Source organism: Lyngbya sp. PCC 8106 (assembly GCF_000169095.1).
GTDB lineage: Bacteria > Cyanobacteriota > Cyanobacteriia > Cyanobacteriales > Microcoleaceae > Capilliphycus.
This window is the reverse complement of record NZ_AAVU01000001.1, coordinates 212151-226989: the sequence shown is the minus strand read 5'-3', so window position 1 is coordinate 226989 and position 14839 is coordinate 212151. Positions and strand designations below refer to the sequence as shown.

The 14839-nt window shown below is 39.6% G+C and carries 13 protein-coding genes; 6 read left to right on the top strand and 7 right to left on the bottom strand.

Annotated features, from left to right (window positions below):
* Positions 1-297: 297 nt before the first annotated feature.
* From fmt to L8106_RS00890, 4 genes are all read right to left on the bottom strand, one after another.
* Entirely contained in the window at positions 298-1281 is a 984-nt protein-coding gene (fmt, locus tag L8106_RS00905) for a methionyl-tRNA formyltransferase (RefSeq protein ID WP_009782268.1), read from the bottom strand.
* Between the two features lie 108 nt (positions 1282-1389).
* On the bottom strand, positions 1390-2280 hold the full coding sequence (locus tag L8106_RS00900; protein WP_009782267.1) for an OmpA family protein: 891 nt from the start codon (positions 2278-2280) through the stop codon (positions 1390-1392).
* Between the two features lie 297 nt (positions 2281-2577).
* Complete coding sequence (locus L8106_RS00895; protein WP_009782266.1) at positions 2578-3660, bottom strand: DUF4335 domain-containing protein; 1083 nt, start codon at positions 3658-3660, stop codon at positions 2578-2580.
* The gene (locus L8106_RS00890; RefSeq protein WP_009782265.1) at positions 3657-4262 is read right to left on the bottom strand and encodes a DUF3038 domain-containing protein; all 606 of its coding nucleotides are present in this window, start codon (positions 4260-4262) and stop codon (positions 3657-3659) included. The genes L8106_RS00895 and L8106_RS00890 overlap by 4 nt, the downstream gene beginning before the upstream one ends.
* A 382-nt stretch (positions 4263-4644) precedes the next feature.
* On the opposite strand from L8106_RS00890, the gene L8106_RS00885 reads away from it, so the two are divergent.
* The 3 genes from L8106_RS00885 (at position 4645) to L8106_RS00875 (ending at position 6682) form a co-directional block, all read left to right on the top strand.
* Positions 4645-5160 (top strand): adenine phosphoribosyltransferase, encoded by a 516-nt coding sequence (locus tag L8106_RS00885; protein ID WP_009782264.1) that lies wholly within the window; start codon positions 4645-4647, stop codon positions 5158-5160.
* Positions 5161-5270: 110 nt separating this feature from the next.
* Positions 5271-6323: an ABC transporter permease gene (locus L8106_RS00880; protein ID WP_009782263.1), complete on the top strand. Its 1053-nt coding sequence runs from the start codon at positions 5271-5273 to the stop codon at positions 6321-6323.
* A 74-nt stretch (positions 6324-6397) separates the two neighbouring features.
* On the top strand, positions 6398-6682 hold the full coding sequence (locus tag L8106_RS00875; protein WP_009782262.1) for a hypothetical protein: 285 nt from the start codon (positions 6398-6400) through the stop codon (positions 6680-6682).
* On the opposite strand, the gene L8106_RS00870 is transcribed toward L8106_RS00875, so the two are convergent.
* The gene (locus tag L8106_RS00870; RefSeq protein WP_009782261.1) at positions 6679-7908 is read right to left on the bottom strand and encodes a DUF790 family protein; all 1230 of its coding nucleotides are present in this window, start codon (positions 7906-7908) and stop codon (positions 6679-6681) included. The genes L8106_RS00875 and L8106_RS00870 overlap by 4 nt on opposite strands.
* A 365-nt stretch (positions 7909-8273) precedes the next feature.
* Here L8106_RS00870 and hpsE point away from each other — a divergent pair, with 365 nt between their 5' ends.
* The 3 genes from hpsE to L8106_RS00855 are packed head-to-tail and all read left to right on the top strand — an operon-like array spanning position 8274 to position 11189.
* The gene (hpsE, locus tag L8106_RS00865) at positions 8274-9221 is read left to right on the top strand and encodes a hormogonium polysaccharide biosynthesis glycosyltransferase HpsE (protein ID WP_039895179.1); all 948 of its coding nucleotides are present in this window, start codon (positions 8274-8276) and stop codon (positions 9219-9221) included.
* A 13-nt stretch (positions 9222-9234) separates the two neighbouring features.
* A complete protein-coding gene (locus tag L8106_RS00860) occupies positions 9235-10269 on the top strand; it encodes a hypothetical protein (RefSeq protein WP_009782259.1) in 1035 nt (344 codons plus the stop codon).
* Positions 10266-11189: a polysaccharide pyruvyl transferase family protein gene (locus L8106_RS00855; protein WP_009782258.1), complete on the top strand. Its 924-nt coding sequence runs from the start codon at positions 10266-10268 to the stop codon at positions 11187-11189. Before L8106_RS00860 ends, L8106_RS00855 begins: the two co-directional genes overlap by 4 nt.
* Here L8106_RS00855 and L8106_RS00850 read toward each other — a convergent pair.
* Positions 11135-12334 (bottom strand): AAA-like domain-containing protein, encoded by a 1200-nt coding sequence (locus L8106_RS00850; RefSeq protein WP_009782257.1) that lies wholly within the window; start codon positions 12332-12334, stop codon positions 11135-11137. The two genes, L8106_RS00855 and L8106_RS00850, sit on opposite strands and share 55 nt — an antisense overlap.
* Before the next feature lie 31 nt (positions 12335-12365).
* Complete coding sequence (locus L8106_RS00845) at positions 12366-14408, bottom strand: AAA-like domain-containing protein (protein WP_009782256.1); 2043 nt, start codon at positions 14406-14408, stop codon at positions 12366-12368.
* Positions 14409-14839: the final 431 nt, after the last annotated feature.

The following is a 14839-nucleotide window of genomic DNA, read 5'->3' as shown; positions in this document are numbered from 1 at the left end:
TGCTACTATTTTTGTTCTATCCTAGTCTAAAACAGATGCTTTTGGAAAGAGAAGCCCCAAAAAAGGGCAACCGTATTACATCTCTACCAATGACCCAATCTTGAGATGAAATTCAACTCAAAAACTGTACTTCAAAACAGCAGTGAAGTCAAAGTAAAAATTGACGGAAAAACAGTTCCAATGAATCCGTTCAAGATTCAGAACGACCCAATCTGGATGTTTTTTAAATCAATATTCAGTTTTTGCGATATAAATAGCGACCCGAATGGGAGTTGAATCAAAAGATTCTCCCCAATTCTAGCTCAAGATTTCTCCAGAAGCCAGACGAGTGCCATTCGCAAAGTCCCAACCTGACTGAGTGCGTTTTCCGGCGAGTTTTACGTCCTGCAATAATAATAATCCATCTCCGGTTTGTATAACTGGCCCGAAGCGTTTAACAATGTGGAGAATTTCTCCCGGTTTTCCCGATAACGGTGACAATGTAGGCCATTGCTGTTCGAGTTCTTGGAGTTCGGAGGGAAGTTTTATTCCTAAAGGAATAGTCCCACTAATTTTTAAGGCTTGTTCGCGAAATGAGGTAACGCAGTTGGGGAAAAAACCCCGGACTTGGTTATGTAGGGCGAGTGCTGATTTTGACCAGTCTAAGCGATAATCTTCGGGTTTAATCAGTGAGGCGTAGGTGGCTTGAGAGTCGTCTTGAGGGGTCGGTTGAATTTCTCCACGATTGAACTTGATGAGTGTTTCGACTAATAAATCGGCAGTTATACTCGATAAGCGTTCAGCTAAATTAATCGCATGATCAAAGAGTCCAATCGGAGTAGACTGCTTGAGTAACATTGGCCCGGTATCCATTCCTGCATCCATCAACATCGTGGTAATTCCGGTTGACTTTTCGCCATTGTAAAGACACCATTGAATGGGGGCGGCGCCGCGATACTCCGGTAAAATCGAACCATGACCATTGATACAGCCCAGACGAGGCATTTGTAATATTTCGGGTGATAAAATCTGTCCGTAGGCAACCACAACAAACGCATCAGCTTGGGCTTGTTTGAGGCGAGAAAGGGTTTCTGGATGTTTTTTGATCCGTTTCGGCTGCCAGACGGGTATTTGATGCTCAACAGCCAATGATTTGACAGGAGAAGGGGTTAACTTGCTCCCTCGTCCTCGCCGTTTATCGGGCTGAGTGACAACAGCTAAGACTTCAAATTCGGGGTGATGCAATAATTTTTCTAGACTGGGAACCGCAAATAAGGGAGTACCAAAAAAGATGATTTTCATTGAAGATGGGAGTCGGGAGTTGGGAGTTGGGAGTCGGGGGAGATGGGGAGGACCGGGAGGACCGGGAGATGGGGAGATCTTACCTCTTGCCTATTGCCTAATAACTGTTTATGGTGCGATCGCGACTTCGATTCGTCGGTTTAGTTGTTTATTGGTGGTTGAATCATTTTCAACGGTGGGCTGACCTTCTCCATAACCAATTGCTACCCAATGATATTCTGAACCGATAGCGGTTGAGAGATAAGCGACAATTGCTTCAGCTTGTTGTAAGGACAGACTGAGATTATCTTGAGCCTTTCCAGTATCATCGGTATGAGCCGCGACCCGTACTGAGGCTCCTTTGTAGTTTTCTAAATCGGCGATTAAAGTATCTAGAATGACACTAGCACCCGGACGTAAACTGTTGGTGTTTGTCGCAAATAAGACATCACTCGGAAGCGTTACCACTAAACCTTGAGAAGCCCGAAAACGGGTTTGTGCTTGAGTTGAAGTCGTTGTTCGGGTTGGAGTTGGAGTCGCAGCATTCGGAACAGTCTGATCGCTGAGAGATAGTTGTCGGTCAACGATTTGTAGACGTTTTTCCAGGGTTTCACTCGGACGACTAATTCCTAATTGTGTTTCTAAGGCGGCGGTACGTCCAATCAGAGTATTGAGTTGTTGTTGGAGTTCTTGCAGTTGGGTTTGGAGTTGTTGACGTTCGCCAGACGTGAGTTGAACTTGAGGGGTTGTGGGGGAAGGAGAAAGGGGCGTCGGATTGAGTGCAGGAGTAGAAGTTTGAGAGGATTGAGGTTCTGAGGTTCGAAATAATAGCGTTTCGACTAAAGGCGCCTGTGAACGACTACTCGGATAAACTTGAGCGATCGCCATACCGATAATCCAGGCGAAACTGCTTCCGACTCCGAGTAATAATAGCCGAAAGAGAATCGACAGTAAAATTACAGAAATAGGGGGACGAGGCTTGGGGGGGCGAATTGTTTTGGCTTGGGGAGATTTAGTCATCGATCTATTTTCTGAGGTAGAAGCAGAAGTGCAATAAATTCAGGGGTAGGGATCCGGGCTGTTTCAAGAGTCTTGAGGTCGTGAGGTCAAAAGTCAAAAGTATGAAGTCAATCCTGATTACTTTTTTCCCCTGTATCCTAATCTTTCTAACTCCCAACCTCCCCAACCTCCTCACCCCTCAAATTTTAGTCCGACGAGCGCGCACAGCCTGGGTTCTATCCAACAAACTTAATCAATATTTTCAGTCGGATTTCCGTTTGATCCGGTTAAGTCACATACACACCCCTCAAAAGAGTTCTACTCGGGACTCATAGAATCAGAAGCAGGGGAGTCTTGAGTCTTCTTGTTCCAGGGTGTAATATCCAAAATCCCATCCGGATTAAAAATCACCTGATAATCTGCGAGAGGTTCATCAGAGGTTCGACTTCCAACTGGTTTGTACAGAAGTTCCGATAAGGGAATTTGATTTTCCTGAGTGGGAGTAATTTCATTAACTGCTTTATACCCGACAATCGCACCATCTGGGGCGACGCTAACCCGATAAATTAACGGATCTGTAAATGTGGGTTCTGTCACCCATTCTCGGTTAATTTCCTCAAATAATAAGGCTTGTAGACGTTCAATTTCAACGGGATCATTAATAGACGCAACTGGGGAGAGGTTAGACTCTAAAGACGGTTCAGGAGTTTCTGTTGGTGTGATCGGAGGATCATCAGAACCGCTAGCTGTAGGGGTTTCCAGAGTTTCTAATTGGCTTTGAGATTGGGGAACAGGTTCTTCGGGGCGACGAACTTCAGGAATCGGCACAAAGAATAAAGCCAGCGCCGCCACAGCTAAACTTGATAAACCAATCGCCGCAGGTAGAGCTTTTTGAGTAATTGGTTTTTCGGCTTTGAGGGTTCGTTTGGAAACAGGACGCAACTGCAACGACAACTCGGGTAGAGTACGCGAGTCTGCAAAAAATTGATCGACGGCTTCTACAAGGTCAAATAGTTGTACCGTACTTAAATCAATTTGTTGGATAGAGGGGTTTGGCGTCGAAGAGTCTTGAACTTCTCCGTTTTTCTGGTCATTAACCACTAACCGATGCTTATTGTCGTCAAGTCGTTGCATTTGAACAATTTCCCGCTGACTTTCGACAGACTCCAGGGAGGAGATACCACTGAGAAAGCTTTGAGCATATAGACTAACTTGTTGAACCAAACTCTCAAAAAAATCTCGTCCACCGGTTAGGGGTTGAGGATGACCCACAAAATGACATTCTGCATTCATCAGCAACGAAACTTGTGGGCGTTTGTCATTCGGGTTGCTGTTGGCATCGCTTAACCCTTGCAAAATCAGTTTACAGTTGGGCAAACTGTACTGGCGTTCGATCGTCATTCTACTTCTCCATCAAACAAACTAATCCAAAATCTCTGCATTCCGTTTGTACCCGTACAAAACAGCAATTTCCTCAACAAGTCCATTGCCAGTTCATCTAACTTCTCATCTGAACTATAAACCATGACTCCGGCTCTACGAGGATTCATCCGACTGCGGAAGTGGGCGCGAAAACGTTCGAGATAACTTGATAATTGTAAATGCTGGTTGAGGGGCATTTGTTTCTTTTGCATTTGTTCGTAGTCCATCAATAACTGACGATTCCGAACGGTTAATCTGCGGCTTAAATTACAGATAATCACGACTAACGCCTTGGCTTCTATCAGACTGAGAGGGCGTCGCTGACTATTACGGCGTAGGGGGTTTGTACTGCGAAGTTGCCATAAGATCACCCGATTTTTAATAATATCTTGCAGGTCAAGTTGGGACACCAATGCCAGCATATGTTCAGAACCGCCAAGATACAATGCTTCAATCGCCAATAACATCAGGTCGATTTGTAAACGGGTACGACGGGGACATCCCTTATCGGAGAGAGGAAAATCCGGTAGGCTGTCCAAAATGATGGGGTTTGATTGGGTGGTGGTACTTTCTACTTGCATTTACACTTACGGTTAACGGAATTCACGACGGACAGGAAATATTGAAAAGAATATAACTGCTCAGAACAGGACATCATTTAGGGATACCCACAATTTTTAGAATCCATATCTAATACAAATTAATGAGGATCAACTCAATTATGAGATTTTTTGGGCAATTTTTCCGGTAATCAGGAGACAAAAGGAATGATCAGATCAGATCGGTAGTCTAAACTGAATCACCCTGTAACCTTCTAGTGTAGGATTTTTGAGGCAACGAAATCGCCTGCTCGTTGGCCCCCATCACCCCCAATAATGAGGGTACGGCTTTCCCAAATCGAGCCAAAAAGCCCACTAGAACAAACTGTGGGAGTATCAACCCTAACACCTATCCTAACGATTTATGGATCTCAAGTCTCTGATTCGTGATATTCCAGATTTTCCTCAGCCCGGCATCGTCTTCCGGGATATTACAACTTTGTTGTCTGATGCGAAAGGGTTACGCTATACCATTGACCAACTTAGCGACAAATGTGCTGCTCTGTCTCCAGATTATATTGTCGGGATGGAGTCTCGCGGCTTTTTATTTGGTGTTCCTCTGGCTTACCAGTTGGGAATTGGCTTTATCCCGGTTCGTAAACCGAAAAAGTTACCCGCTCCTGTTTATGCGGTTGAATATCAGCTCGAGTATGGCAAAGATTGCCTGGAAATGCACCAAGATGCAATGTCTTCTGGGAGTCGAGTGTTAATTGTTGATGATTTGATTGCGACAGGTGGAACCGCCCAAGCAACCGCTCAATTGGTCGAAAAAGCGGGCTGTGAATTGGTGGGTTTTGCCTTTATCATCGAATTAATTGCCTTAGATGGACGAAAAAATTTACCCAATGTACCGATTGTGAGTTTATTACAATACGAATAGTCAATGGTGAAAATCAGATGACTCCTTAATGATGAGTGAGTGATTTGTGGTTTTTAAATAGGCGTTGCACTCAACGTCTTTCCTCTGCTCTTTTTAACTGAATAATTGCAATGACCAGTGAAACTTTTACTCAAGTCGGAAAACGGTTTTGGAATTCCTTGCTTTCGATCTTTGCTAATGAAACGTTTGCTTATATTGTCAAGCGTCTTTTTCAAGCTGCAATTACACTGCTTTTAGCTTCGGCTCTTTGTTTTACCATAACTCAGCTTGCACCGGGAAATTTTTTAGATAAATATCAAGATATGCCGCAAATTTCCCCAGAAACGATTACCCAACTCCGAGAAGAATTTGGCTTGGATAAACCTCCGATTCAACAATATTGGATTTGGTTAAAACAAATCATTACTCAAGGAGATTTTGGGTTTAGTTTTGAGAACCGTCGGCCTGTTGCTGATTTACTTTGGGAGCGAGTTCCGGCGACTTTATTACTAGCGATTTCTTCTCTGATTATTACTTGGGCGATTGCGATTCCTCTGGGAATTATTGCCGCAGTTAATCAAAATAAAAGGCTAGATCGGATTTTACAAGTGTTGAGTTATACCGGTCAAGGATTCCCCGCTTTTATCACCGCTTTATTGTTACTCTATCTGGCTCAAACAACGTCTCCTTTATTTCCGGTAGGGGGAATGACCAGTATTGATTTTCCTGATCTTTCTTTGGGGGGTAAAATTGCGGATATAGCCTGGCATATGATCTTACCTACGATTGCTTTAAGTATTACCAGTTTTGCAGGTTTACAACGGTTAATGCGGGGACAATTATTGGATGTTTTGCGTCAAGATTATATTCAAACTGCACGAGCAAAAGGACTTCCAGAAAATCGAGTGATTTATGTTCATGCTTTGCGAAATGCGGTTAATCCTTTAATTACTTTACTGGGTTTTGAGTTTGCGGGTTTATTGGGAGGTGCTTTTATTACCGAAAACTTTTTTAATTGGCCGGGACTCGGTAAACTGGTTTTACAAGCCGTTCGACAGCAAGATTTGTATTTGGTCATGGCGAGTTTGATGCTAGGGGCTGTGATGTTAATTGTGGGTAATCTTTTAGCAGATTTGCTGCTCAAATTTGTTGATCCTAGAATTAAACTCGAAAATCTAAAATAGGAGAATTAGCCCGAAAGTTAGATTGTTTTTTGTTTCCATCTATCCATCTTGTAATGTTGAATAACTGAATTAAAATGTATTCTCAAATTTACTATCTTTTGCGTTCTAGAGTCGATGGTCAATATGTTTCCGCTCGACCTAATCCTGATTCGGTTCAAGGATTTTTATTGCTTTTTTCTGAAGATTTTGAAGCGTTAAGTTATCTCAATAAACACGCTAGTGATGTTGCTGACCGTTTTAGTGTAGAATCGATTTCAGGTTCTCAATTAAAAGGGATTTTACAACGTTGGGGATTTACAGGAATCGCGATGGTCAAAGATTCAACTGGCCCCGTTATGGAATTTATGGAAGTCAGTTAGTCTTTGGATGAGGGTTCAATCACCTCTAAAATTGCTTTCGGCTGTAACTTGTTTTTAAACCAGACAATACAAGCAGGAATATTATTAAGTTTAACCCCTGCTTTTTCTAAATTCAAGCGTTCGGAAATCGCTAAGATTAAATGATCACAGTCAGAATGACGAACTTGATAAAATTTCTTTTGTAAATATTCCGGACGCCAATACCCAACAATTTCTAATAAAAACACTCGTCCATCCGGATGAACCAAACGAAAATCAGGAATCATTACACTTCCGGGAAGGGGAATCAAATCAACTTCGCGTTCGAGTTTCCAGTCGGTTTTTAGTGATTTCCAACGTTTGGCAAAAGACTGTTCTAGCATACTATCATAGGGTTTTCCAGGGGGATAATGACTGACTAAATCACAATCAGAATTGAGGCTAAAGTAGCCTGTCCGAATGACTCCACTATAAGGATCACGTTGTTGTAATTTAGCTTTGAGACTCCAGCGAGTTACATGAAGTAAAGCCGGAATCATTTTAGCTAATGCTAAACCATAACGGGTACTGGGTTTAAATAAACTGGTTGGCCCGTCTAAAGTTAGGGTAAAACCATGTTCAGCATCGCCTTCAATATAGGTCATTAATTGAAAGAACTTGAGATAGCGAAATAAGAGCTTATATTCACCGGGATCATTACGATGAGCATTAATTTGAATCTCGCTAGCCCGATAAAAAATTCCCTGAACTTGAGATAAATTAAACCGATGTAATAAGGCTTCAGGAGTTGGTTCGTCAAATTGCGTGAGAATTCTATTTTCTTGTAAATCTGCATATAAACCTGCTCTAATTTCATCTAAAACAACTTCTCGTTTCAAATTTTGAGATAAATTTAAAGCCAGAGTTTCTAATGTTTTTTGTGTACTTTCTAAACTGGGAATTGTTTGGGCGGCTAAGGTAAATACCTGTTCTCGTAATTCAACAGGTTCGAGAGGACTAATAATTTCAAAAGTACAAAAACCACTTTTTAATAAATGAGCGAGTCCACGTTGGAGGCGATAATTAGGACTATCTCCTTCAAATTCGCTTAGACGTTGGTTGAGTTCTCCCTGAGTCGAATTAACCGAGTTTTGAAAGCAGGAAATCGCCTGAGTTGCTGTCTCTAAATTTTGAGCGTCAATCTTCAGACGCAGGGGAATGATGGTTTCTCCTTGTTGGCGATGACTTAATAAATCACTCGGTAACATTTTATTAGGGTTATCTTCTCAAATCAAAAATTTAGAGCAACTTGATCATACTACAACAATTCCAATCAATTTAGAGCATTTATGATTACCCAGTCCTCGTACTGAGGAGAATCAGTCAAATCGTTGACTCCGATATTCGCTAATCACTTTACACAAAGCCCCTGGAGATCAAGTTTATATAAATATTTTGTAAAAAGGGGTGTATTAGCTGCCCGTTTTAATCTTGACTTAAACTCTATACTATAATATCAGAAAAATCTGATTTTCAAAAACCATCATCCGAAGTCTTGAAATATCCCCATCTTGTAGTTTATCGTGTAAAACTGTAAAATAAAATCCAGTTATTGACATTATTTTAGACTGTTATGATGAATTTTTCAGTGGTGATCTGCACTTATAACGGAGAACATCGTTTACCTGAAGTTCTAGAGCGATTATGTTCTCAAGAACAGACTGAAAACTTGGCTTGGGAAATTCTAGTTATTGACAACAATAGCACGGATCAGACCCAAAAAGTTGTTCAAGAATATCAATCAGAATTCTCAAAAAAATCCCCCAAAATCCGATATTGTTTTGAACCCAAACAAGGGATTGCATTTGCTCGACGTTTAGCAATTCAGGAAGCCCAAAGCCCTCTAATCGGCTTTTTAGATGACGATAATTTACCTCATCTCAATTGGGTTTACTCAGCTTATTTGTTTGCTCAATCCCATCCTAAAGCAGGAGCCTATGGAAGTCAACTTGAAGCGTTGTATGAAGCAAATCCCCCGGAAAACTTCCATCGAATTGCTTGCTTTTTAGCGATTATTAATCGAGGTAGAGAAGCCTTTCGTTATGACTTATTAGAACGGTGGTTATTTCCTCCGGGTGCAGGTTTAGTGGTTCGGAAGCAAGCTTGGTTAGACTGCGTACCCGAACACCCTTTTTTCACCGGAGTTTCCGCAAAATCTTTAAACAACAAAGGCGAAGATATTGAAATTTTATCTTATTTGAGAAAAACAGGTTGGGAAATTTGGCACAATCCTCAGATGATTGTTGATCATCATATTCCTAATAGTCGGTTACAAAAATCTTATCTACTGAAGCTGCTGCGGGGAATTGGTTTGAGTCGCTATTATACTCGAATGCTGCAACTTCCAACCTGGAAAAAGCCCTTATTTACAGTTATTTATCTCTTGAATGATCTTCGTAAATTAATCGTTCATTACTGGACTCATTATAAAGTTCTCAATACCGATATAGTCAGTCGTTGTGAATTGGAACTCTATTGGAGTAGCTTAATTAGTCCGTTCTATTATTGGTTAAAAGCCTAGAAACACACAATCAATGATTCAGCCAAATATCTACTTTTACATCCCTTGTGATTTGTTTCCCCAAAAAATACCTCAAAATATCAATGAAAATTGGGCTGGATTTGGACTCGGAATTTATGCTTGGATCTTACAAACTTATCTTCGTCTAAAAGCGGATGGCTTTCCTTGTCAATTAGTTGATTATTTTCCTCAGTCTGGAATTGTTCTTACTCATCGCAACTGTCTTTCTATTAATCAGCAATTAAAACCCGGGAATAATTTACTGCTAGTTTGTATCAAAGCCGAGTCAAATTTTTATCCCTATGCTCAACTTCATGTGGTTCAAAATCCTGAAGAAGTAGAGACAATAAACCCTGGGTATTATATTCCTCACTGGCCACAACCGGGATTAATTCCTCGGGATTCTCAACGGGGAAATCAGTTTAAAAATATTGTTTTTTTTGGTCATAAAAGTAATCTCACTCCTGAACTTTCAAGCTTGGAATGGCACAATACACTCAATCAACTTGGCTTAAATTGGTGTCCTATTATTAATCAAAATCATTGGACAGATTATCAGACGATTGATAATCGTTGGAATGATTATAGTCAAGCTGATGCAGTTGTGGCTATTCGGAGTTTTGGCAAAAATAATAAATATGTTAATAAACCCGCAACTAAACTTTTTAATGCTTGGTTAGCAGGTGTTCCTGCTGTGTTAGGTAATGAATCTGCCTATCGAGCTGAGGGAATACCAAACTTTAATTATTTAGAAGTTACTTCTTTAAATGAGTTAATTTTTGCGTTAAAACAGTTAAAAACTAATAGAAATCTACGTGAATATATAGTCAAAAATAGTCAATTCAAATTGAATCAAGTTAACTCTAATCAAATCACTAAAAAGTGGCGTTACTTTCTCACAGAAATTGCTATTCCTGCTTTTGATGACTGGTGTTCTAAACCTCGTCGAGTTCAAAATATGATTCTCGAAACTCGTTATTTATCTTGGATAATTAATCGAGGACAGTCTAAAATTGTATCTTTCGCATTAGATAAACTTGAAAAATGAAACTTTTTTACTACAAACGTCGAGATGGGTCTAGTAATTTTGGAGATCAACTGAATCACTGGTTATGGCCCCAACTATTACCGGGATTTTTTGATGAAGATGAAACAACGACTTTTATTGGCATCGGAACACTACTCAATCAATTTTTATCTCAACGAGTTCCTCAAGCAAAACAGTTAATTATTTTTAGTACAGGTGTCGGTTATGAACAGCCTTTAAAAACTTTAGATAAAAACTGGAAACTTTACTGTGTTCGCGGAAAATTATCGGCTCAAAAGTTAGGTTTATCCCCTGATTTAGCAATTACAGATGGCGCAATTTTAACCCGGCGTTTATATCAGCCTTCACCCCAAAAAAATTATCGTTTTACCTATATACCTCATATTCATCATGCCACTTTTGCGGGTCAAATCTGGCAACGTATTTGTGAACAAATTGGGTTTCGTTATCTTGATCCCCGTTCTTCTGTTGATGAGGTTTTATCTACTATTAGCCAAACAGAAGTTTTATTAGCTGAAGCGATGCACGGTGCGATTATTGCGGATACTTTTAGAGTTCCTTGGATTCCGATAATAACCAGTCCGAGAATTTTACCGTTTAAATGGCAAGATTGGTGTTCTTCTATTGATGTTCAATATTATCCTTATTTTCTTTCTCCTTTGATTAAATCTTATCCCAAATATGCTCGTGGAATTCGTTCAGGTTTCAACGCTTTTACCCATTGGAAAAATAGTTTCCTACAGTTTCCCCAAATTAGTCAATTTTGGCAAGAACAAGAAGAAGTTTATGGAATGCAACTCCTAAAAATTGCTCAAACTGGACGACAACAACTGAGTTCAGATTCCCAACTAGAACGCTTAACCGTTCAACTCGAAGAAAAGCTTGATCGATTGAAAACAGATTGGTATTCTAAATCTTGATGTTCTAAAGTTGTAAATCGAGTGAGTTGATCTTCAACCCATTTGAGGTTAAATACATGGCGATAAATGGGATTTTTGACTTTTAATAAACCTTGCTGCTTGACGACTAATCCACTGAGTAGGAGTTCAGTCTGTTCTCGACTCTGATCTCCTTTAATGTCAAAGTTATGTAAGATTTTATGATAAATTTTTAGATTTTTTTGAGTTTGTTTTTGATCATAAGTTAGACGATTTTGAATCGTTTGTAAATGTTCGGGTTCATCTTGAAATCTCCAATTTTTTAAAATAAAATAATAGACAATTGTTGCTATCCATTGTTTTTCTTTACCCTCGGGAATAATGATATTGTTTCTCGGCGTTTTCTGACTAATTTTCCAAATTATTTGACAAAGTTTTTGAGTTAAAAAAGGTTGTCCTTCTGTCCACCACAGTATTTCTTTTAAGATCAGATCAGGGTGAGAGACTTTACCTTCAAATGCTGTAATCAAGGGGTGAACTTCTGTTGCTTTAAATCCTGAAAGTTTGATAGCAGTCCCAATATAAAAAGGACTCTGAAGGCTATCTTTGATAAAATCTAAAGGCGTTGCTACACCAAATACAGCAAAAGTTAGATAGTTATATTCGATCGCGATCGCACGCTGATTATAGTAAAATCGAATTAAGCTAAAAAAATCATTCAGAGAAAAAGGTAAACTGAGGAGACTATCGACCTCATCCATCAAGAAAATTAGTTTTGTTTGCGGAAAATAAAGGGTCAAAAGTTCTCGAATAAAGTAATGGAGTCGCTGAATGGGTTGGAGATTTCTATGTTGATTCCACCAAGCATTAAAATTAAAGTTGATTTTTTTGATTAAATTTAGCTCACAGCTTATTTGGAATAACAGTCCTTTATACCAGCATTCTCGGTTCGTATTTTTGTCACTCAAACTACTTAGATTGAGAGAGACACAACAAAATCCTTCTGCTTCTAAATGTTGTTTTGTTCTGACTAATAAAGACGACTTTCCCATTTGACGAGCTTCAAAAACAGAACAAAAATTTCCCTGTTTAAGGGCTTGATAAAGCTCTAAATCTGCTGTCCTAATGATATAACTTGGATCATTACTTTTGAGACTGCCACCAACCTGATATTTAGAGACAAACATTAGCACCCACCCATTATTTAACCTAAAACATTTAATTGACTGTACTGGCTTGAAACTGACTAACCGTTACTCGATTGCGTCCCTTTCTTTTGGATTGATACAGTGCGCGTTCAGTTGCTTGTAAAATCGATGTATAGTCTTCCTCTGAATGGGGAATTGTATGAGAAACACCCACACTAACTGTGACAAATTCATCAGGAAAGCCACCAAACTTATTGCTTTTAATTTCAATTGCTAAAGATCTTACCTTTTCACGGATTCTTTCGGCAACACATACTGCTCCTGAAAGATTAGTTCGAGGAAGTACAATCGAAAATTCTTCGCCGCCATAACGTGCAACAACATCATCGGGACGGTTCACGCATTCTCGAATTGATCTGGCAATTTGTCGCAAACAATCATCTCCCGCAGAGTAGCCATAAATGGTATTGTAAATTTTGAAAAAATCAATATCACAAACAATTAAAGATAGATTAGTCTGGTTACGGGATGCACGTTGCCATTCCATTTGCACATAGCTATGAAAATAACGTTGATTTGCCAGTTGAGTTAATTCATCTAAGTTACAGAGTTGCTGCAATTCTAAGTTTTCTTTTTTCAACTGTTCAGAATCAGAAGTATCTTCTATTTCACTTGTATCAGGATATGGAATTGATGTGGAGAGGGGAGAGTCCCCCGAAGTGGATAAAAGTTGTTTGGTCAAATACAGACGGTACAATGCACAACAGAGTTTAACCCGATCTCCTTCTAGATTGATCAGTCCAAGACTCTTTAATTTATGGGCAATAATTGACTCAATTGCTACACCTGCATCAGAATCAACTATCTTTTGAACTGAAGCTTTTAATTGGGGATCAGATTGAATTTTGGTCAGTACATGACGCAGATAATCATTATAAATTCCCGCTTCAGTTGGAGCTTTTTCTAACAAATCTTGAAGGCGACTTTGAGGAGAAGTCGGAACTTCATTTTCAGGTGTAGAATCAAGCGACTGGATAACAGATTGTTGATGGAAGGGATATTCTGGAAAAGCTAGATGATAAAATGCTAACTGAATTAAATAAGGATGTCCTCCAACCATATTCATCAGTTGTTCGATGTGAGAATTTCCGATCCAAGTTAATCCGTATTGGTGAGCAAGTTGTTGGACTTGTTGAGCGGTAAAAGATTTTAATGTTAGAGGTAAACCTACATTAAACGGGGATTGATGGAGTTGGAGCGGAAGATATATTTCTGTTGAGTAGGTGACAATCATGCGGAGTTTTTGCCAAATATTGATCTGACGGGCTTGTTCGTGCCAAAATCTCAACAACGGAAAAAATTCTCCGGCAATTTCGGGATATTCAAACACCCGCTCAACCTCTGTTAAAGCCAGAACAATAGGAGACTGGATTTGAGTTAAAAGATAAGCTTGAAAGTAGTTGGTGCAGCTTACTTTGCTCCCAATATCCTCATCCCAATATTGATCGAGTCTTGACTCTAAGTTGAGTTCTCGCGTGACATTAATACTGAACCAACGTAAGAGTTTATTGAAATCGCTAAAAATAATTCGATCAGCTTGCTGAAAGTCGATAATCACACTCTGGTAGTTTTCGACTTCTGCTTGAGCTAACAAATAAAAAATGAGTGAGCTTTTTCCCATTTTCCGAGGCGCTCTAATCCGGATCAGACTTCCGGGTTGTGTCATTTCTGCATGGGCGAGTTCCTCGATGGGAGGTCGAGGAATATAAAAGCGAGAGTTGTGAAGTAAAGGACGATTGGGAAATTCGACAACGGTTCTCACTAAAGATTTTGATTGCTGCTGGATTAACTGCTGTTGAGCAAGGGTCAAAGAACGGGACTCCAAAATTTTGCGAAAATTGGCTTTGTTGATGGGTTCTTCCCAGGTTTGACTGAGCAACAACCATAATCCGGCTGCCACTTTACGAATTCGTTCCGCTCCATAAAAGGCTTCCTTGGCAATAACTGTATAGGTTTTTCCCTCCCATGATTGACGGAGTATCAGTTCTTGGAGAGAAGTTAAAGGTTCCGACAGGCTAGCATTAAGCACCTGTATCACTTCATCAATTATCATTGAGAAGGCACACGAAGAAATTTTACGATGGGTTTAGGGTTCTGAGTATTCAACGATCTGATACTCGATATTTAATGTTACGTGAAATGGAATAGCGGTTGTTTATCTACATTGACGTTTTTTGATGCGTTCACCGCTACATAATAGTTTGAGCAATGCTTGATTGACTCCTATGATTGAGTTTAGAATAGAGAACAGGTACAATTTTCTCATATATTGTTAGAAAAGATTGTAGCTCTTGATGAAAAATTTTTATAGGGTTTTGTTTGATCAAGGCTACAGAATAAGCTTGACAATATCTTTTTTTTATGATACTCTCTGCTGTGTTGGAGATTTATAAAGTTCGTTATACTTCTGATCAACAGCAATAAAGAACAGAATTGAAAAAATCCGTTACAGATATTTCTAATCATTAATTAACAGCTTAACAA

Coding starts and splice junctions, on each gene's coding strand:
- fmt (WP_009782268.1), bottom strand. CDS start 1,281: ATGAAAATCATCTTTTTTGGTACTCCCTTATTTGCGGTTCCCAGTCTA.
- L8106_RS00900 (WP_009782267.1), bottom strand. CDS start 2,280: ATGACTAAATCTCCCCAAGCCAAAACAATTCGCCCCCCCAAGCCTCGT.
- L8106_RS00895 (WP_009782266.1), bottom strand. CDS start 3,660: ATGACGATCGAACGCCAGTACAGTTTGCCCAACTGTAAACTGATTTTG.
- L8106_RS00890 (WP_009782265.1), bottom strand. CDS start 4,262: ATGCAAGTAGAAAGTACCACCACCCAATCAAACCCCATCATTTTGGAC.
- L8106_RS00885 (WP_009782264.1), top strand. CDS start 4,645: ATGGATCTCAAGTCTCTGATTCGTGATATTCCAGATTTTCCTCAGCCC.
- L8106_RS00880 (WP_009782263.1), top strand. CDS start 5,271: ATGACCAGTGAAACTTTTACTCAAGTCGGAAAACGGTTTTGGAATTCC.
- L8106_RS00875 (WP_009782262.1), top strand. CDS start 6,398: ATGTATTCTCAAATTTACTATCTTTTGCGTTCTAGAGTCGATGGTCAA.
- L8106_RS00870 (WP_009782261.1), bottom strand. CDS start 7,908: ATGTTACCGAGTGATTTATTAAGTCATCGCCAACAAGGAGAAACCATC.
- hpsE (WP_039895179.1), top strand. CDS start 8,274: ATGATGAATTTTTCAGTGGTGATCTGCACTTATAACGGAGAACATCGT.
- L8106_RS00860 (WP_009782259.1), top strand. CDS start 9,235: ATGATTCAGCCAAATATCTACTTTTACATCCCTTGTGATTTGTTTCCC.
- L8106_RS00855 (WP_009782258.1), top strand. CDS start 10,266: ATGAAACTTTTTTACTACAAACGTCGAGATGGGTCTAGTAATTTTGGA.
- L8106_RS00850 (WP_009782257.1), bottom strand. CDS start 12,334: ATGTTTGTCTCTAAATATCAGGTTGGTGGCAGTCTCAAAAGTAATGAT.
- L8106_RS00845 (WP_009782256.1), bottom strand. CDS start 14,408: ATGATAATTGATGAAGTGATACAGGTGCTTAATGCTAGCCTGTCGGAA.